The 16,587-nt window shown below is 72.0% G+C and carries 17 protein-coding genes; 7 read left to right on the forward strand and 10 right to left on the reverse strand.

Annotation, left to right across the window (positions count from 1 at the left end):
* Positions 1–73 precede the first annotated feature (73 nt).
* Positions 74–1,708, reverse strand: a complete 1,635-nt coding sequence (locus ACFY6U_RS40150) for a M48 family metalloprotease (RefSeq protein ID WP_390046402.1) — start codon at positions 1,706–1,708, stop codon at positions 74–76.
* A gap of 284 nt (positions 1,709–1,992) precedes the next feature.
* Entirely contained in the window at positions 1,993–3,111 is a 1,119-nt protein-coding gene (locus ACFY6U_RS40155; RefSeq protein ID WP_390046404.1) for a hypothetical protein, read from the reverse strand.
* A 119-nt stretch (positions 3,112–3,230) separates the two neighbouring features.
* On the opposite strand from ACFY6U_RS40155, the gene ACFY6U_RS40160 reads away from it, so the two are divergent.
* Positions 3,231–4,388 (forward strand): cystathionine gamma-synthase, encoded by a 1,158-nt coding sequence (locus ACFY6U_RS40160; protein WP_390046406.1) that lies wholly within the window; start codon positions 3,231–3,233, stop codon positions 4,386–4,388.
* A 5-nt stretch (positions 4,389–4,393) separates the two neighbouring features.
* Here ACFY6U_RS40160 and ACFY6U_RS40165 read toward each other — a convergent pair whose 3' ends face one another.
* The 3 genes from ACFY6U_RS40165 to ACFY6U_RS40175 all read right to left on the reverse strand — a co-directional run bounded on the left by ACFY6U_RS40165 (position 4,394) and on the right by ACFY6U_RS40175 (position 5,873).
* A complete protein-coding gene (locus ACFY6U_RS40165) occupies positions 4,394–4,642 on the reverse strand; it encodes a hypothetical protein (protein WP_390046407.1) in 249 nt (82 codons plus the stop codon).
* Positions 4,639–5,145 (reverse strand): sigma factor-like helix-turn-helix DNA-binding protein, encoded by a 507-nt coding sequence (locus ACFY6U_RS40170; RefSeq protein ID WP_390046409.1) that lies wholly within the window; start codon positions 5,143–5,145, stop codon positions 4,639–4,641. Before ACFY6U_RS40170 ends, ACFY6U_RS40165 begins: the two co-directional genes overlap by 4 nt.
* Positions 5,146–5,372: 227 nt before the next feature.
* The gene (locus ACFY6U_RS40175; RefSeq protein WP_293996693.1) at positions 5,373–5,873 is read right to left on the reverse strand and encodes a MarR family winged helix-turn-helix transcriptional regulator; all 501 of its coding nucleotides are present in this window, start codon (positions 5,871–5,873) and stop codon (positions 5,373–5,375) included.
* Between the two features lie 161 nt (positions 5,874–6,034).
* On the opposite strand from ACFY6U_RS40175, the gene ilvA reads away from it, so the two are divergent.
* The 3 genes from ilvA to ACFY6U_RS40190 all read left to right on the forward strand — a co-directional run bounded on the left by ilvA (position 6,035) and on the right by ACFY6U_RS40190 (position 9,278).
* On the forward strand, positions 6,035–7,264 hold the full coding sequence (gene ilvA, locus ACFY6U_RS40180; protein WP_390046411.1) for a threonine ammonia-lyase: 1,230 nt from the start codon (positions 6,035–6,037) through the stop codon (positions 7,262–7,264).
* Between the two features lie 215 nt (positions 7,265–7,479).
* Positions 7,480–8,481, forward strand: coding sequence for an ATP-binding cassette domain-containing protein (locus ACFY6U_RS40185; protein WP_390046413.1), 1,002 nt, complete (start codon positions 7,480–7,482; stop codon positions 8,479–8,481).
* Positions 8,482–8,498: 17 nt separating this feature from the next.
* Complete coding sequence (locus ACFY6U_RS40190) at positions 8,499–9,278, forward strand: ABC transporter permease (RefSeq protein ID WP_390046776.1); 780 nt, start codon at positions 8,499–8,501, stop codon at positions 9,276–9,278.
* 103 nt (positions 9,279–9,381) lie between these two features.
* Here ACFY6U_RS40190 and ACFY6U_RS40195 read toward each other — a convergent pair whose 3' ends face one another.
* The 3 genes from ACFY6U_RS40195 to ACFY6U_RS40205 all read right to left on the reverse strand — a co-directional run bounded on the left by ACFY6U_RS40195 (position 9,382) and on the right by ACFY6U_RS40205 (position 11,004).
* Positions 9,382–9,855 (reverse strand): hypothetical protein, encoded by a 474-nt coding sequence (locus tag ACFY6U_RS40195; protein WP_390046415.1) that lies wholly within the window; start codon positions 9,853–9,855, stop codon positions 9,382–9,384.
* Between the two features lie 81 nt (positions 9,856–9,936).
* Positions 9,937–10,437 (reverse strand): transcription elongation factor GreA, encoded by a 501-nt coding sequence (gene greA, locus ACFY6U_RS40200; RefSeq protein WP_351486103.1) that lies wholly within the window; start codon positions 10,435–10,437, stop codon positions 9,937–9,939.
* A 168-nt stretch (positions 10,438–10,605) separates the two neighbouring features.
* Positions 10,606–11,004, reverse strand: coding sequence for a DUF4307 domain-containing protein (locus ACFY6U_RS40205; RefSeq protein ID WP_351486101.1), 399 nt, complete (start codon positions 11,002–11,004; stop codon positions 10,606–10,608).
* A gap of 105 nt (positions 11,005–11,109) precedes the next feature.
* On the opposite strand from ACFY6U_RS40205, the gene mca reads away from it, so the two are divergent.
* Both mca and ACFY6U_RS40215 read left to right on the forward strand, forming a co-directional pair.
* Complete coding sequence (gene mca / locus ACFY6U_RS40210) at positions 11,110–11,991, forward strand: mycothiol conjugate amidase Mca (RefSeq protein WP_351486099.1); 882 nt, start codon at positions 11,110–11,112, stop codon at positions 11,989–11,991.
* On the forward strand, positions 11,984–12,217 hold the full coding sequence (locus tag ACFY6U_RS40215) for a hypothetical protein (protein WP_351486097.1): 234 nt from the start codon (positions 11,984–11,986) through the stop codon (positions 12,215–12,217). Before mca ends, ACFY6U_RS40215 begins: the two co-directional genes overlap by 8 nt.
* A gap of 6 nt (positions 12,218–12,223) precedes the next feature.
* On the opposite strand, the gene ACFY6U_RS40220 is transcribed toward ACFY6U_RS40215, so the two are convergent.
* On the reverse strand, positions 12,224–15,424 hold the full coding sequence (locus tag ACFY6U_RS40220) for a tetratricopeptide repeat protein (RefSeq protein ID WP_390046418.1): 3,201 nt from the start codon (positions 15,422–15,424) through the stop codon (positions 12,224–12,226).
* 317 nt (positions 15,425–15,741) lie between these two features.
* Between ACFY6U_RS40220 and ACFY6U_RS40225 the strand changes: the two genes are divergently transcribed.
* Complete coding sequence (locus ACFY6U_RS40225; protein WP_390046420.1) at positions 15,742–16,008, forward strand: heavy metal-binding domain-containing protein; 267 nt, start codon at positions 15,742–15,744, stop codon at positions 16,006–16,008.
* A gap of 19 nt (positions 16,009–16,027) precedes the next feature.
* On the opposite strand, the gene ACFY6U_RS40230 is transcribed toward ACFY6U_RS40225, so the two are convergent.
* Complete coding sequence (locus tag ACFY6U_RS40230; protein ID WP_390046422.1) at positions 16,028–16,459, reverse strand: hypothetical protein; 432 nt, start codon at positions 16,457–16,459, stop codon at positions 16,028–16,030.
* Positions 16,460–16,587 lie beyond the last annotated feature (128 nt).

Below are 16,587 nucleotides of genomic sequence, written 5' to 3' on the forward strand. Positions count from 1 at the left end.
GGGCGGGGGCTTGTGTCGGTGACAGGGACAACGTGGTGGGTGCCGTCTGGATTCCGGGCCGCCCGCGGCCGGGTCAGGCCGGCTGTGGGGTCGGTGGCAGCAGCGCCCGCAGCGGGCCGGTGTCGGGGTGGTCGGCCAGCGCGGCGGCGACCGCGGCGTGCAGCGTGGCTTCCGTGCCCGCCTCGCCGTCGAGGTCGGACGCGGAACCGGGCAGCCGTACCACGGCCGGGCGCGACCAGGAGAACTCCCAGTGCAGCAGCGACCGCGCGCTGAACTCGGCCAGCACCATGCTCTGGAGCGCGTCGCGCAGCACCGGCCGCACGGTCTCCCGGAACGCCGTGTCCTGCGCTGTCGCCACCTGCTCGGACAGCGGCAGCCGCTGTGCCAGCTGCCACAGTTGGCCGTCGTCGATCAGCCGGAGCAGCGCGGGCAGTGTCGGCCGGTCCTCGGTGTGGGAGGCGAGCGCGCGGTGCAGCGGGGTGTCGAGCGAGGCCAGTCCCGCGGCCATCGACGAGCTCAGCAACTGCTCCCACTCCCCGGCCCGCTCGAACTGCCGTACCTCGTCGGTCAGCACCGCGTCCTCCAGCGCGGCCAGGGTGCGGGCCGGGTCCGCGAGCAGGGCGAGGGCCGGGCCGCCGTCGTCCGCGCCGCGGCCGTCCGCGGGCAGTTCGTCGATCCGCCGCACCCGGTCGGCGATGGGCGGATGCGAGTCGTACGGCGATACGGGCTCCGTCGGCAGCTTCGCCCGCAGCCCCGCCAGTTCCGTCCCGCGGGCCGTCAGCATCCGGCCGAAGCCGCCGAAGAACTGCCCGCGCGGCGGCAGTTGCCGGGCCGGCAGGCCGAGCGTCGCGTACGCGTCGAGGTAGAAGCCGTGGGCGGCGGACAGGACCGGGATCTCACGGAGCGCCGACGCCGTCGCGTCCCGGCCGGCGATCCGGGCGGCGGCCAGGTCGGCGGCGTACTCCTGCGCGCGGGCCGTCGACAGTGTGGCCCGCATGTAGAGCTTCGCGTACGCCGTGTAGACCGCCGCCATCAGCCGGTACGTGAAACCGGAGCCGGCGGTGTCGATCTTCTTGGCCTGTCTGCCCTTCGCGGTGCGCCTCGCGGCGGCCTTCTCCTGCCGGGCGCGTTCGGCGGCCTCCTTGCCGTCGGCGCGCGCGTGGAAGTGCTCGACGGTCCGCGCGATCTGTACCCGGCCGCGCACGGCGAGCGCCGACAGCCGGGTGTCTCCGCCGGTGAAGTGGCCGTACTCGTGGGCGAGTACGGCTCTCAGCCGGGCCTCGGTCAGCCCGGTGAGCAGCGGCACGCCCAGGTAGAGGCGGCGGGGTCCGGGGCGCAGGCCGAGCAGCCGAGGCTCCTCGCTGACCGCCGCGTTGACGTCGCCGGTGAGTACGACGGCGTCCGGAGCGCGGGTGCCCGTGGCCGCCGCGAGCTCCCGCACCAGGGCCCACAGCCGGGGCTCGTCGGCCTCCGTGACCGGGAGGCCGGGCGGGCCCTCGCCCTTGGGGGTGCGGAGCATGAACATGCCTCGGACGACCGGGACCGCCAGCAGCAGGGAGACGATCACGATCTTCCCGGCGAAGGCGTCGGGCGCCCACTTCACCGCTGCCACGTCGACCACGGCCGCCACCGCCAGGAGGACGAGGCTCAGCAGGTAGAAACCGCAGAGCAGAACAAGGGCGCGCAGCGCCCGCAGAGTTGCGCCCATCGGGCAGATCCCCCCACAGGACCCCGGGGAACGGGGCCGACTACGACCAACGGAAAACGAACGGGAGTATGCAGGCGATGCGACGGTGCTTCGCACGGGTGGTGCGGAGTGGGGGGACGCCGGAGTATGCCGTACCGCAGGTCAGGACGGCAATTCAGGCGCCCTGAGGTTCCGCGCCCCAAGGGGGCGCGGGGCCGCGTCCGACGTGCGGCTGCCGCCGCGTGGGCGCGAGCGACCCCCACCGGCCCGCGCCCGGCAGACGACCGTTTCTCTTGTCGGCGCCCTCAGCTGTGCAGCGTCGCCGGGCTGCCGCCGTTCGCCTCGTAGCCCGCCACCGCCAGTGCGCGGAAGAGCGCGAACTCGCCGGCCGGGTTCGCCGACAGCGTCCAGGGCAGGGCCCCGACATGCCCGTCGACGCGTATCAGCTCGCCCATGGCCTCCGCCCACCGCTCCGAGCGGACCAGGAAGAAGACCAGCAGGTGACGGACGTGCGCGAGCATCGGGTCGTCCTGGCGGGCCGAGTGCACCGCGTGCAGGGCGCCGTGCATGGCCTTGGTGACGACCTCGCTCTGGTAGAAGCTCGCCACCAGGTTCACCTCGGGCAGGTGCTCGAAGACCGCGAACAGCGGCATCGCGGCCAGCAGCGAGCCCTGCGGGGCGCGGGCGGCGGCGGCCTCGGCGAAGGAGTACGCCAGCTCGCGCGAGCCGTGCCACTTCTCGCACCAGTAGTGCAGCGCCGCCAGGTGCGCCCCCATGTGCGTCGGAGCGCGGTCCAGGATCTTCAGCCACAGCTGCTCGAACTCCGGCTGCGGGTAGTTCAGCCCGCGTGCCACCGACAGCTCGATGATGTACGGCACCGGGTCGCCGGGGGAGAGCAGTGCCGCCTGCCCACAGGCGTCCCTGGCCTCCTCCATGATGATCCGGAAGTCGTCGGTGCCGGGCGTCGACGTCCGCCAGGCCTGCTGCACCAGGAACTCCGCGTGGACGGCCGCGCCGCCGGCGTCCTTGGGCTGCTCGGCCCGCCAGACACGGAGCCACTGGCCGCCCGGCGTCTCGCTGACCCCGCCCGGCCGCTCCTTGAGCTCCAGCGCCGCCGCACCGGCGAAGGCCTGCACGCGCTGCCAGCGCGGCTCGCCCGCGATCTCCGTGCCCGCGAGCAGCTGCGAGGCCGCCCGGTAGTCCTGGGTGCGCTGCACGACGTCCAGGACGTCCAGCAGGTCCTGGTCGGGGCCGGGCATGCGGATGTCCAGCTCCTCCTCGCGCACGAAGCCGTAGTCCGCCGGGTCGGCGGCGTCCGGGTGGCTCGGGTGGACCTGCTCGATCATGCCGCGCCGCCGCTGCAGGACGGGGAGCAGCGCGAAGCTCAGCAGGAGCAGCGCCATCAGGGCCCAGAGAATCGCCATGCGTCAAGCGAACCAGACGGCGCCGACAATTGGCCAACCGGTGCCCTGACCTGTGGACAACCGACGGTCCGGCTTGTGGACAACGCGCGGGGTCCGTCGGAGCACTAGGCTCGTCAACCATGAGCGACAGGCACCACATCAGTCAGCACTTCGAGACGCTCGCCATCCACGCGGGCAACACGGCGGACCCCCTCACCGGTGCGGTCGTACCGCCGATCTACCAGGTCTCGACCTACAAGCAGGACGGCGTCGGCGGCCTGCGCGGCGGCTACGAGTACAGCCGTAGCGCCAACCCGACCAGGACCGCCCTGGAGGAGAACCTCGCAGCCCTGGAAGGCGGGCGGCGCGGGCTCGCGTTCGCGTCCGGGCTGGCGGCCGAGGACGCCCTGCTGCGCACGCTGCTCAGCCCCGGCGACCACGTGGTCATCCCGAACGACGCCTACGGGGGCACGTTCCGGCTGTTCGCGAAGGTCGTCTCCCGGTGGGGCGTGGAGTGGTCCGTCGCCGACACCAGCGACCCGTCCGCCGTGCGGGCCGCGATCACCCCGAAGACCAAGGCGGTCTGGGTGGAGACCCCCTCCAACCCGCTGCTCGGCATCACCGACATCGCCGCCGTCGCCCAGGTCGCCCACGACGCGGGCGCCCGGCTCGTCGTCGACAACACCTTCGCCACGCCCTACCTCCAGCAGCCGCTCTCGCTCGGCGCGGACGTCGTCGTGCACTCGCTGACGAAGTACATGGGCGGTCACTCGGACGTGGTCGGCGGCGCGCTGATCGTGTCGGACCAGGCGCTCGGCGAGGAGCTGGCCTACCACCAGAACGCGATGGGCGCGGTCGCCGGGCCGTTCGACTCGTGGCTGGTGCTGCGCGGCACCAAGACGCTCGCGGTGCGCATGGACCGGCACAGCGAGAACGCCACGAAGATCGCCGACATGCTGAGCCGGCACGCGCGCGTGACGCGGGTCCTGTACCCGGGCCTGCCCGAGCACCCGGGGCACGAGACCGCCGCCAAGCAGATGAAGGCGTTCGGCGGCATGGTGTCCTTCCAGGTCACGGGCGGGGAGGAGGCGGCCGTCGAGGTCTGCAACCGCGCGAAGGTGTTCACGCTCGGCGAGTCCCTGGGCGGCGTCGAGTCCCTGATCGAGCACCCGGGACGCATGACCCACGCCTCGGCGGCCGGCTCCGCCCTTGAGGTGCCCGCCGACCTGGTGCGGCTGTCCGTGGGCATCGAGAACGTCGACGACCTGCTGGAAGACCTCCAGCAGGCCCTCGGCTGATCGTTTCACCAGCCGACGATGGGTGGAGTCGTCGTGGACGGCGGCTCCACCCACGGATGCACCGTCGCCGCCCAGACCGTGAACGCCACGGCCGCCGCGCACAGCAGCAGCCACAGCAGGCGGCGGGCCCTGCGCCGGCGCCGCAGTATCCGGCCGCCCCGGCGCAGCACCTCGCCGTAGAGGTCGGGCGGCACCGGGGGCGGTGTCCGTTCCATGGCCCGCCGGGCCGCGGCCTCGCGTTCGACACGGTTCACGACGGTGCCACCTTTGCCCCCAGCACCGCGGGCGCCGCCTTGCGCGGCGGATGCAGCAGGGTGGCCGTCGCCCGCTCGCAGAGGGCGTGCACGCGCTCCGTGGGCAGGCCGAGCAGCGCCGCCGTCTGCTCCTCGGCGACCCCCTCGTACAGCCGCAGCACCAGGATCAGGCGCTCCCGGGGCGTGAGCCCGGCCAGGGCGCTGCCGGGGTGCGGGCGGGTGCGGCTGAGCGGGCCGCCGTACTGGTGCCAGGCGGAATTCGCGAAGCGCAGGGCGAGGTACTGGCGGGCCCGGTCGTACGGGTCCTCGCCGCGCAGCCGGTCCCAGCACGCGTACGTGTGCGCGAGCGCGAAGGTCAGCAGGCGCCGCGCGCGGGGGTTGGCGTCCGGCGCCTCGGCGGTCAGCAGGGTGGCGGCATGCAGCAGCCGTCCTGCCGCGCCCGCGACGAACGCCTCGAACTCCCGGGCCCGGCGGGCGTCCTGCAGCGCCTGCCGATCACGCACCGTCCCTCCCCGACTGTGGGGGCCCGGACACGGGTACGCCGGGGCCCGGTCTCATATGAGGCCAGGGTCGGGCCCACGGTCAAGAGCCGCGCGTCACGCGCGCGTGACGGATACGGCGGATGCCTGCGGGAAGCCCAGGCGGTGTCCGTGCCCGGCCGGTGGCCGGGATGCCGACCGCTCGGAAGGCCGGCGGTCGGAAGGCCGGCGGTCGGAAGGCCGGCCGGCGGTCAGGAGGCCGGCGGGGTGTCCGAGCCCGGCGGCACAGCCATCCGCGCGGACAGCGCGCTGTTGAAGCGGGTGAGCAGGGCGCAGAACGTCTCGCGCTCCGCTGGCTCCCAGTCCTGCGTCAGCTCCGCCATCAACTGGCGCCGCGACGAACGCACTTCCTCCAGCCGCGACAGCCCACGCGGGGACAGCTGGAGCACCACGGCCCGGCCGTCCTCGGGGTGCGAGGTGCGCTTGACGAGCCCGGTGTCGACCAGCGGAGCCACCTGCCGGGTGACCGTGGACGAGTCGATGCCCATGCTCGCGGCGAGCGCCTTGACCCCCATGGGGCCTTCCTTGTCGAGGCGGTTGAGCAGCAGGTACGCGGCGCGGTCCATGGAGTTGCGCACCTGACCGACGCCGCCGAGCCGGGTCTGTTCGGCACGTCGGGCGAACACCGCCACCTCGTGCTGCAGCGTGTCGAGAAGACCGCTGTCACCGACGGTCGTCATGTCCATCGACATTTCAGGTGTTGTGGGCATGGCGGGGGGCTCACTTCATGAAGAGTGCTGTGGTGGGGGACAGAGTACGCGGACAGGGGGCGAGCCGTACCGGCGCTGCGCAAACCGGTCTCGGAGGTTGGTCACACCCGCGCCTTCGGCCTGTGAACTGCGAGACTTGAGTCATGAGCTACAGCACGGCTGACTCCTTGCGCCCCGTCACCCTCGACGACGTGCGCGGCGCCCAGAAGATGCTCACGGGCGTGGCGCGGGTGACCGCGATGGAGGGCAGCAGGCACCTGTCCCAGCTGGTCGGCTCGCCGGTGCACCTCAAGTGCGAGAACCTCCAGCGGACCGGTTCGTTCAAGCTGCGCGGCGCCTACGTCCGGATCGCAGGGCTGCTGCCCGAGGAGCGCGCCGCCGGGGTGGTCGCCGCGAGCGCCGGGAACCACGCGCAGGGCGTGGCGCTGGCCTCGTCGCTGCTCGGCGTGCACTCGACGGTGTTCATGCCCGACGGCGCCCCGCTGCCCAAGATCAGCGCCACCCGGGAGTACGGTGCGGAGGTGCGGCTGCACGGCCAGGTGGTCGACGAGACGCTGGCCGCCGCCCAGGAGTACGCGGCCGAGACCGGCGCGGTGTTCATCCACCCCTTCGACCACCCGGACATCATCGCCGGCCAGGGCACGGTGGGGCTGGAGATCCTGGACCAGTGCCCCGAGGTCGGCACGATCGTCGTCGGGATCGGCGGCGGCGGGCTCGCGGCCGGGATCGCGGTCGCGGTGAAGGCGGTCAGGCCGGACGTGCGGATCGTCGGCGTCCAGGCGGCGGGCGCGGCCGCGTATCCGCCCTCGCTGGCGGCCGGGCACCCGGTCACGGTGGCGAACCCGGCGACGATGGCCGACGGCATCAGGGTCGGACGGCCCGGTGACGTGCCGTTCGCGCTCGTCGAGGAGCTGGTCGACGAGGTCCGCACGGTCACCGAGGACCAGCTGTCCGCCGCGCTGCTGCTCTGCCTGGAGCGGGCCAAGATGGTCGTGGAACCGGCCGGGGCCAGCCCGGTCGCGGCGCTGCTGGGCGAGCCGGAAGCCTTCGCCGGACCGGTCGTCGCCGTGCTGTCCGGCGGCAACGTCGACCCGGTGCTGCTGCAGCGGGTGCTGCGGCACGGCATGGCCGCGCAGGGCCGCTACCTGGCCGTACGGCTGCGGCTGACCGACCGGCCGGGCGCGCTCGCCACCCTGCTCGGGGTGCTGTCGGCGGTCGACGCGAACGTCCTCGACGTGAGTCACGTCCGCACCGACCCCCGCCTCGGGCTCGCGGAGGCGGAGGTCGAACTCCACCTGGAGACCAAGGGGCCGGCCCACTGCACCGAGGTCGGCCAGTCCCTGCGCGAGGCCGGTTACACGGTCATCGACTGAGGGCGTCGGCCGTTCCCAGCGGGAAAAGTCCAGGTCAGTGCCTGTTCATTCACTCGTTCGGGAAAATCCGTCGACGAACGCGATACATCGCGTTATGGTGTGTCGCGTGGCCACCGCTGCCCCCGCCCGCCGTCGCGCCGGTGGAAAACCATAGGCGGACCGAGGGCCGCATACCTAGCCTTTTGCGCACCATCCCCGACGACGTGGAGACCCACATGCCAGGCGCCATCTATGCCGAAGGTCTGGTCAAGACCTTCGGCGACGTAAGGGCTTTGGACGGCGTCGACCTCGATGTCCCCGAAGGCACGGTCCTCGGACTGCTCGGGCCGAACGGCGCGGGCAAGACGACGGCCGTCCGCTGCCTGACGACCCTGCTCCGCCCCGACAGCGGCAAGGCCGTCGTCGCGGGCATGGACGTACTCAAGCAGCCGGACGCCGTACGCCGCTCCATCGGCCTGTCCGGACAGTTCGCGGCGGTCGACGAGTACCTCACCGGCCGGGAGAACCTCCAGATGGTCGGCCAGCTCTACCAGATGCGGGCCAGGCAGGCCAAGGCCCGCGCCGTCGAGCTGCTGGAGCAGTTCCACCTCACCGAGGCCGCCGACCGCCCCACCAAGACCTACTCCGGCGGCATGCGCCGCCGCCTCGACCTCGCCGCCGCCCTCGTCGTCTCCCCGCCGGTGATGTTCATGGACGAGCCGACCACCGGCCTCGACCCGCGCAACCGCCAGCAGTTGTGGGAGGTCATCAAGCAACTGGTCTCCGGCGGCACGACCCTGCTGCTCACCACCCAGTACCTGGAAGAGGCCGACCACCTCGCCCATGACATCGCGGTCGTCGACCACGGCAAGGTCATCGCCCAGGGCACCTCCGACGAGCTCAAGGCCCGCACCGGCGGCGAGCGCGTCGAGGTCGTGGTGCACGAGCGCGAGCACATCCGGACCGCCGCGGAGGTGCTGGCGGGGTTCGGCAAGGGCGACACCACCGTCGAGGAGCACACCCGCAAGCTCACCGTCCCCGTCACCGGCGGCGCCAAACTGCTCGCCGAGGTCATCCGCGAGCTGGACTCCCGCGGCATCGAGATCGACGACATCGCCCTGCGCCGCCCCACCCTCGACGACGTCTTCCTGTCCCTGACCGGACACGTGGCCGAGGAGAAGCCCGAGGGCAACGGCGAGCAGGGCAAGAAGAACACCCGCAAGGAGGCCGTGAAGTGAGCGCCGTGAACGACTCCATGGTCGTAGCCCGCAGGAACTTGATTCGCATGGGGCGGATTCCCGAGATGCTCATCTTCGGGCTGATCCAGCCGATCATGTTCGTGGTGCTGTTCACCTACGTGTTCGGCGGCTCGATCACGGTCGGCTCGTCCACCTCGACCCAGGCCTACCGTGAGTTCCTGATGGCCGGCATCTTCGCCCAGACCGTCACCTTCGCCACAGCGGGCGCCGGCGCGGGTATCGCCGACGACATGCACAAGGGCCTCATCGACCGCTTCCGCTCCCTGCCGATGGCCCGCGGCGCGGTCCTGACCGGACGCACCCTCGCCGACCTGGTGCAGACGGCGCTCACCCTCGTCGTCCTGGCGGTCGTCGCCCTGATAGTCGGCTGGCGCACGCACGAGAACATCGGCAAGGTGCTCGCCGGCTTCGGCCTGCTTCTGCTGCTCGGGTACGCGTTCTCGTGGATCGGCGCGCTCATCGGACTGTCCGTGCGCACGCCCGAAGCGGCAACCTCGGGCGGCCTGATCTGGTTGTTTCCGCTGACCTTCATCTCGAACGCGTTCGTGGATGCGAACCACCTGCCGACGTTCCTGCGTCACATCGCCGAGTGGAACCCGTTCAGCGCCACCGTGCAGGCGTGCCGCGAGCTGTTCGGCAACCTTCCGCCGGGCTTCAACGCGTCCGACGCCTGGCCCATGCAACACCCGGTCTGGGCCTCGCTGATCTGGTCGGTCGTGATCATCGCCGTCTTCCGCGCGCTGGCGGTCCGCAAGTACCGCCGGGCGGCCGGTTGATCTCGCCTCTTGCGGACAGGCACGACGAAGCCCCCACGGAGAGGTGGGGGCTTCGTCGCGTCCGCGCCGAGTCGGCGGTCGTCGGCGCCAGGGCGCCGCTCGATCACAGCCCCTGTGGCTGGGCGGGGCCGGCTGACGGGGCGCCTCGTCGGCGCACGAGCAGGCCTGCGGGCCGCCACAGGGCGAAGGCCAGGCCGAGGCCGAGCGGAATCTGCAGGAACCGCTGGATCACCGGAGGCCCGGGCTCGTCCCCCCGCCTGAGCGGGGCATCGCCCTGCGGATCGACGGTCACCGTGTAAGTGCCGCCCACCACCCACTTCCAGCCCATGAGCCCGTTCTCCTCGAACGGAGCCAGCGGCGGGCCGTCGATGACGGTGACCGTGTAGCGGTGGACGCCCGGATCCATGCCGTCGCCGGCGGACCACTGAATCTGCCGGACCCTGACGTGTTCGGTACGCCCGTGCTGGTGCAGTGCCTGCTGGTCCAGCTCCAGGATCTGCAGGATCAGCACCCCGAAGAGGCACACCGCACGCAGCATCCACCGGAGGTCCAAGTACCAGCACGTGCTGAGGAACACGCAGCCGAGGAGGATCGCCACGGCGCACGGCGCGTAAGACCCCCGGCGTCCCGCGGACGCCGGGGGCAGGTGTCCGGCCGGTCAGCCCGAGTAGGGCTCGGCCTTCAGGATCTTCACCGAGGCCTTCTTGCCGTTCGGCAGCTCGTACTCCGCGTCCTCGCCCACCTTGTGGCCGATCACACCGGTGCCCAGGGGGGACTGGGGGGAGTAGGTCTCGACGTCGGCGCTGGCGTACTCGCGGGAGGCGAGGAGGAAGGTCATGGTGTCGTCCTCGTCGCCGTCGAAGGCGATGGTCACCACCATGCCGGGAGCGACGGCGCCGTCCGTGGACGCCGGGGCCTCGCCGACCTTGGCGTTCTCGAGAAGCTGGGTCAGCTGGCGCACACGGAGCTCCTGCTTGCCCTGCTCCTCCTTGGCCGCGTGGTACCCGCCGTTCTCGCGCAGGTCGCCCTCCTCGCGCGCGGCCGCGATCTTGGCGGCGATCTCCGTGCGCGCAGGACCAGACAGGTACTCCAGCTCGGCCCTGAGCTGGTTGTACGCCTCCTGGGTCAGCCAGGTGACGTTCTCGCTGGTCTGGGTCACAGGTGCTCCTCGTCGGTACTGGGAATACAAAGCATCGCCCTACCCGGAAGCATGTTCCTTCATGGAAGGGCGAAACCACGAGCCTAACAATTCAACGGCGGAAGGGGGAGGACATAAGCCATCAGAATTACGTCAGCGCAGGTCAGCGCCTATGTATTCCGGCTGATGTCAGTCGGCGTGGCAGCCGAGCAGCTCCGCCGTGGTGCCCCGGGCCGTCGTACGGAGCGTGACCACCCGGTCGATCTCGGTCGCGGACCCGGTGAAGTGGAAGTCCGCCCGGCCCACCTCGGAGCCGTCCGCCGCCTGGGAGCGCAGCGTGCAGTAACCGGAGGAGCCGGAGTCCTTGTGGACCTCCAGATGCACCTGGACCGCGTGGTCCGAGGCGTCGAAGGTGACGACCTGGGCGCTGATCTTGTTCTGTACGACATAGTGGTAGGCCCAGTAACCGACCAGGACCAGCAGCAGGGCGCCCAGCAGCGCACCGGCGACCCTGAGCTTGCGGTCGGCGCGCTCGTCCGAGGAAGTGCCGTACCGGCCCTCGGGCAGCCGCGTGCTCGCGGTACTCATGATCGTCCTCCGGACCCCGGAATTATTCGCCCTCCGATTCGGTCACTATAGAAGCCGCCGATTGCCCCCGAGCTACCGGGGCGCCGACTTACCAAGGATTGAGTCTTGACTGACCAGCTGCGACTGATGGCCGTCCACGCCCACCCCGACGACGAGTCGAGCAAGGGCGCGGCCACCATGGCGAAGTACGTGTCCGAGGGGGTGGACGTGCTGGTCGTGACCTGCACGGGCGGGGAGCGCGGCTCCATCCTCAATCCCAAGCTGCAGGGCGACAAGTACATCGAGGAGCACATCCACGAGGTACGCAAGAAGGAGATGGACGAGGCCCGCGAGATCCTCGGCGTCAAGCAGGAGTGGCTCGGCTTCGTCGACTCGGGTCTGCCCGAGGGCGACCCGCTGCCCCCGCTGCCCGAGGGCTGCTTCGCCCTGGAGGACGTCGACAAGGCGGCCGGCGAGCTGGTGCGCAGCATCCGCGCGTTCCGCCCGCAGGCGATCACCACCTACGACGAGAACGGCGGCTACCCGCACCCCGACCACATCATGACCCACAAGATCACGATGGTGGCCTTCGAGGGCGCGGCCGACGCCGAGAAGTACCCCGAGGCCGAGTTCGGACCGGTCTTCCAGCCGCAGAAGCTCTACTACAACCAGGGCTTCAACCGCCCGCGCACCGAGGCGCTGCACAACGCCATGCTGGAGCGCGGCCTGGAGTCGCCGTACGGGGACTGGCTGAAGCGGTGGAACGAGTTCGAGCGCACCGAGCGCACCCTGACCACGCACATCCCGTGCGCGGACTTCTTCGAGATCCGCGACAAGGCGCTGATCGCGCACGCCACGCAGATCGACCCGGACGGCGGCTGGTTCAAGGTGCCGATGGACCTCCAGAAGGAGGTCTGGCCGACCGAGGAGTACGAGCTGGCGAAGTCGCTCGTCGATACCTCCCTCCCCGAGGACGACCTCTTTGCGGGCATCCGCGACAATGCCTGACATGAGCGCAAGCCTGGCACTGACGCACCTCGTCCCCCTCGCCAAGGAGGTCGACGAGAACAAGGTCACCCCCGGAGTTCTCGGCTTCATCGTCTTCGCGGTGATGGCCCTGGCGGTCTGGGGCCTGATGAAGTCCATGAACAAGCACATGCAGAAGGTCGACTTCAAGGAGCCCGCCCAGAGCGGGGCGGACTCCAAGGCGCCTGCGGCCGACCCCAAGGGCTGACCGGCGTCACGTCCCGGCCGGCACCGGCACGCCCATCACCTCGCGGGCGTGCCGGCTGGGCACCATGCCCAGACGCCAGGCCTGCCAGCCCGACTCCAGCTGTACCCCGCGCTCCAGGAGCAGGCCGTACGCCGTCACGTACTCGGCCAGCTTCTCGTCGCGCAGCGGGTGCCCGCCGCGGGCGAGCTGGGCCAGCTCCTCCTGGGCGACGGCGGTGCCCACCTCCACCCCGCCGGGCGCGGCGTACGGAAGCAGGGTGCAGCGCAGGAAGCGGGCCCAGTCCTCACCGCGCCGGTCGCCGTACGACGTGAACAGGGCGACCGCCTCGTCGCACAGGGCGAGCGCCTGCTGGGTGCGGGTGTTGCCGGCGTCGACGACGGCCAGCTCCAGGCAGCTCCAGGCCTCGCCGTGGACCACGCCGATGCGCTGGAAGTCGGCGCGGGCGTCGACCAGGAGCTGGCGGGCGAAGCCCGAGTTGCGCAGCGAGCCGGTCTGGGCCGCACGCTGGTCGCGGGTGACCCGGGCCGAGTGGTGGCGGGCGCAGGCCAGGCCGTAGACGTCCCGCATCCGGGAGAACATCGTCCGTGAGCGCTCCAGCTCGCGGACCGCCCGGTCCAGGGCGCCGGTCTCCTCCAGGGCCAGGCCCAGGTAGTACGCCGTCCAGGCCTCGCCGCGCGCGTCCTCGTTCTCCCGGTGCCGGGCCGCCGCCGCCCGCAGTCCGTCGGCCGCCGGGGACGCGTCGCCGGCCACCAGCCGGGCCCGCGCCAGCTGGGTCAGCGCCCAGGCCTCGCCACGGGCGTCCCGGGTACGGCCGTAACGGTCCAGCGCGGCCCGGAGCTCCCGCTCCGCCCGCGGTACGTCGCCCATGCGCAGCGCCAGCTGGCCGAGCTGGAAGTGCGCCCAGGCCTCGCCGTGCACCGAGCCGCCCTCCCGGTGCAGGACCAGCGAGCGGGTGAGCAGGTCGAGGGACTCCGGCAGTCTCGCCCGGTCGCGTTGCACGGCCGCCAGCGCGTGCATCGTCCACGCCCGGTCGGTCGCCAGCTCGGGCGCCGCCTGCAGGTCGAGGGCCTCCTGGAGTTTGGCTGCCGCCTCGGCGAGGTTGCCCTGGTGGTGCAGGGTGATCCCGAGCGAGCACAGCGCGCGGGCCGCACCGGCGTCGTGATGCGCCTCCAGATAGAGGTCGACGACGGAGGTCAGGGTGGTGCGGGCCTTGTCCAGTTCGCCCAGCTGACGGGCCGCGATACCGGTACGCCACTGCACCGACCGGACCAGCAGACCCTGGTCCACGGACTGCGCCAGCTCGCTGATCTCACCGAGCCGGTAGAGGTCGCCGCGCAGCAGGCAGTAGTCGCACAGCGCGCCCAGCAGGTTCTGCACGGCCGCCTGGTCGACGCCCTCGGCGTGCCGCAGCGCCGCCGTGATGAAGCTCGACTCGTCGTCCAGCCAGCGCAGCGCCTCGTCGAGCGAGGTGAAGCCGTGCGGGCTGAACCGGTCCGAGCGGGTCGACATGTTGCCGTCGACCAGCCGCAGCACCGAGTCGGCCAGCTCGGCGTAGTTCACGATCAGCCGCTCCTGTGCCGCCGTGCGGTCGGCCGGGGTCTCCTCGTCGAGGAGACGGGCCTGGGCGAAGGAACGGACCAGGTCGTGCAGGCGGTAGCGGCTGCCGCGGACGTGGTCGATCAGGCCGGCCCGGGTGAGCGCGACCAGGTGGCGGGTGGCCTCGGCCTCGTCGGCGCCCAGGAGGGCGGCCGCGGCCGCCGCGCCCATCGAGGCCCGGCCCGCCAGCGCCAGCCTCCTCAGCAGCCGCCGCCCGGTCTCCGACTGGTCGGTGTACCGCAGCCACAGCACCCGCTCCACCGGGCCGACCGGACCGTACGCGCCCAGGTCCGTGGCCAGTTGGAGCGGTGAACGCGAGCCCAGCGACGAACCCGCCACCCGCAGCGCCAGCGGCAGCCCGCCGCACAACTCCCGGATCCGGTCCGCGGACTGCGCGTCGTACGGCCCCGAGGCGTCCTCGGCCGCCGCGTCCAGCAGCTCCTCCGCGCCGGCCGCGTCCAGCGCCGTCACCGGCAGCTGATGCACCCAGGCCGGCAGGTCGGCGGGCAGGTCGAGCTGGTCCCGGGCGGTGACCAGGACCAGGCTGTCGGAACGCTCCGGCACCAGCGTGCGCACCTGCTCCGGATCCGAGGCGTCGTCCAGCACGATCGTCACCGGGAGCCCCGTGAGGTGCTGGTGGTACAGCTCGCTCAGCCGCTTGACCTGCTGGTCGGCGGAGGAACGCTCACGGAACAGCAGCTGCTCGCGCGGTGCGCCCAGCCGGTTGAGCAGATGCAGCAGGGCGTCCCGGGTGGGCAGCGGCGGCTCCTCCCGGCTGGCGCCGCGCAGGTCCACGACGACCGCGCCCCGGAAGAGGTCCTTCAGCTCGTGGGTGGCCCGGACCGCGAGGGCGGTACGGCCGGAGCCGGGCTCCCCGTGCAGGACCACGACGGTCGGCCGGGTCTCCGTGGCCGCCCGGGCCGCCTGCGCCCACTGCCGGATCCGCGCCAGCTCCTGCTGCCGGCCGGCGAACGGGCCGTCGGCGTCGGGGAGCTGGCCGAACGACTGCTGCAGCACCGTACGCCTGCGGGCCGCCGCGCTCTTGTCCGCGCCGCGCAGCCCCGGGCCCTGCTTCTTCGGTCCCGTGGAGGCGCTGAGCACCCGCTGCTGGTCGAGGAACGGCCGGATGCCCCGCACCTCCAGCGCGGTCAGCCACTGCAGCCGCAGCTGCTCGGGGCCGCCGGGCTGACCGGCCGCGCCGGCGTGGTGATGAGCGGCGGGCAGATGGGAGCCGGCGACCTTGACGACCGTGGCGGCCGCCCCGACCACCCCGACGGCCACGCCCGCGCCGAGCGCCGTGGCCGCCCCGGTGCCCAGGGAGAGGTCGGCGACGGTGGCCGCGACCGCCGCGACGGCCGCGACCAGCAGGGGGGTTCCCGAGCCCTCCTTGGCGTAGCGCCGGCCGAAGCTCGGCCGGATGGCCTCCGTCTCGTCGAGGGCGTGGGTGTACGCCGCGTACTCCTCGGCGGCCGTCCGCTCCATCTCCGCCAGCCCGCCGCGCGCCCGGGACAGCAGCACCTGCCCGTCGACGCGCCCGCCCGAACGGCGGACCTCCTCCTCCACGGCCCGCACCAGCAGCCGATCGGCTTCCGCCCGATGGGCGTCCCGCATGTCCCGTCCCCCTCCAGCGGCAACTCCTTTGTCCACAAGTGTCCTTGCGAAGAGGCGCGATGGCGAGGGGGCGACGATCAGACGGCCGGTGAGGGTTCCGTGGTGGCCCCCTGATACGGAGGTCTTCGCGTCGGCACGCGGACAGCAGCAGGGCCACAGCTCTGCCGGCCGGCGACATAACCCTCATGGAGCGAGGGAATACCCGTCGCGGAAGTCGGCGGGCGCCGACCGCGGAGAACGCGGCCCGGCCGAAGCTTCGACGAGCTCCCCAACTGCCTCACGACCGAATCCGGCAACTGGATCGAGGACGGTGACGTATGGCACAGAAGGCGCCCAGACCCGGGCGGCGGATCCAGCTCTACACGACAGACACCTTTCCGCTGGCCGGGTATCGCATCGTCCGTGCCTGGTTCATCTGGATGAGGAAGAGCGGGGTGGAGGACGCCCTGAACGCGCTTGCGCACAACGCCATGATCGAAGGCGCGGACGCGGTCATCGGGGTCCGTATCATGGTGAGCCCTGCCACGGGCTTCTCGGACGCCTGCGTCGTCTACGGCACCGCCGTGGCCGTCGAGCGGACATAGCGGCGTCCGGATCGCCGAACTACCGGGCGGCCGGCCCGGGCTGGGCGGCCAGCCGGCCCCATCCCTTGGAGAGGGCCAGGTACACGCAGGCCGCCGCCAGGCCTGCCTCCGCCACCGCGCTCGCCAGCGCCACGAGCAACTCGGTGCCCACCGCCGACGTCGTTATGTCGAACCAGGCGTCCAGCACCGCGACCGATGCCGTCGCCGATGCCGTGAGCCGGGCCCGGGCGTCGCCCCGCAGACCCAGAACCGCCGTCGCCGCGCACCCCGCCGCCATCAGGACGTCCAGCCCGATCCAGGCCACCGCCCAGTTGTGCACCTCGGTCTTGGTGGGCAGCGTCAGCGCCAGCACCACCATCCACGGCACGAGCAGCACGGAGGACGATCCGAGCAGGATCAGTGCCCACCGCTTCAGCCGCCTCATCCGCTTCGCCTCTCGGGTCTGCACCACCGTCAACCCTTCCAACACCTGATCCCCCTCGCCTTGTTCCGGATGCGTGGCTGTGGAACCTGTGAATCGCTCGGGTCCTCCGGCATTGCCGGGCCATGGCTTCACGCTAGACTGCAGAGAAAATTCTG

The sequence above is a fragment of the Streptomyces sp. NPDC013157 genome, assembly GCF_042899865.1.
Lineage (GTDB): Bacteria > Actinomycetota > Actinomycetes > Streptomycetales > Streptomycetaceae > Streptomyces.

Bases quoted from the DNA above. Each gene is read 5' to 3' on its own strand.
- ACFY6U_RS40150 (WP_390046402.1), bottom strand. From the start codon at position 1,708: ATGGGCGCAACTCTGCGGGCGCTGCGCGCCCTTGTTCTGCTCTGCGGT.
- ACFY6U_RS40155 (WP_390046404.1), bottom strand. From the start codon at position 3,111: ATGGCGATTCTCTGGGCCCTGATGGCGCTGCTCCTGCTGAGCTTCGCG.
- ACFY6U_RS40160 (WP_390046406.1), top strand. From the start codon at position 3,231: ATGAGCGACAGGCACCACATCAGTCAGCACTTCGAGACGCTCGCCATC.
- ACFY6U_RS40175 (WP_293996693.1), bottom strand. From the start codon at position 5,873: ATGTCGATGGACATGACGACCGTCGGTGACAGCGGTCTTCTCGACACG.
- ilvA (WP_390046411.1), top strand. From the start codon at position 6,035: ATGAGCTACAGCACGGCTGACTCCTTGCGCCCCGTCACCCTCGACGAC.
- ACFY6U_RS40185 (WP_390046413.1), top strand. From the start codon at position 7,480: ATGCCAGGCGCCATCTATGCCGAAGGTCTGGTCAAGACCTTCGGCGAC.
- ACFY6U_RS40190 (WP_390046776.1), top strand. From the start codon at position 8,499: ATGGTCGTAGCCCGCAGGAACTTGATTCGCATGGGGCGGATTCCCGAG.
- ACFY6U_RS40205 (WP_351486101.1), bottom strand. From the start codon at position 11,004: ATGAGTACCGCGAGCACGCGGCTGCCCGAGGGCCGGTACGGCACTTCC.
- ACFY6U_RS40215 (WP_351486097.1), top strand. From the start codon at position 11,984: ATGCCTGACATGAGCGCAAGCCTGGCACTGACGCACCTCGTCCCCCTC.
- ACFY6U_RS40220 (WP_390046418.1), bottom strand. From the start codon at position 15,424: ATGCGGGACGCCCATCGGGCGGAAGCCGATCGGCTGCTGGTGCGGGCC.
- ACFY6U_RS40225 (WP_390046420.1), top strand. From the start codon at position 15,742: ATGGCACAGAAGGCGCCCAGACCCGGGCGGCGGATCCAGCTCTACACG.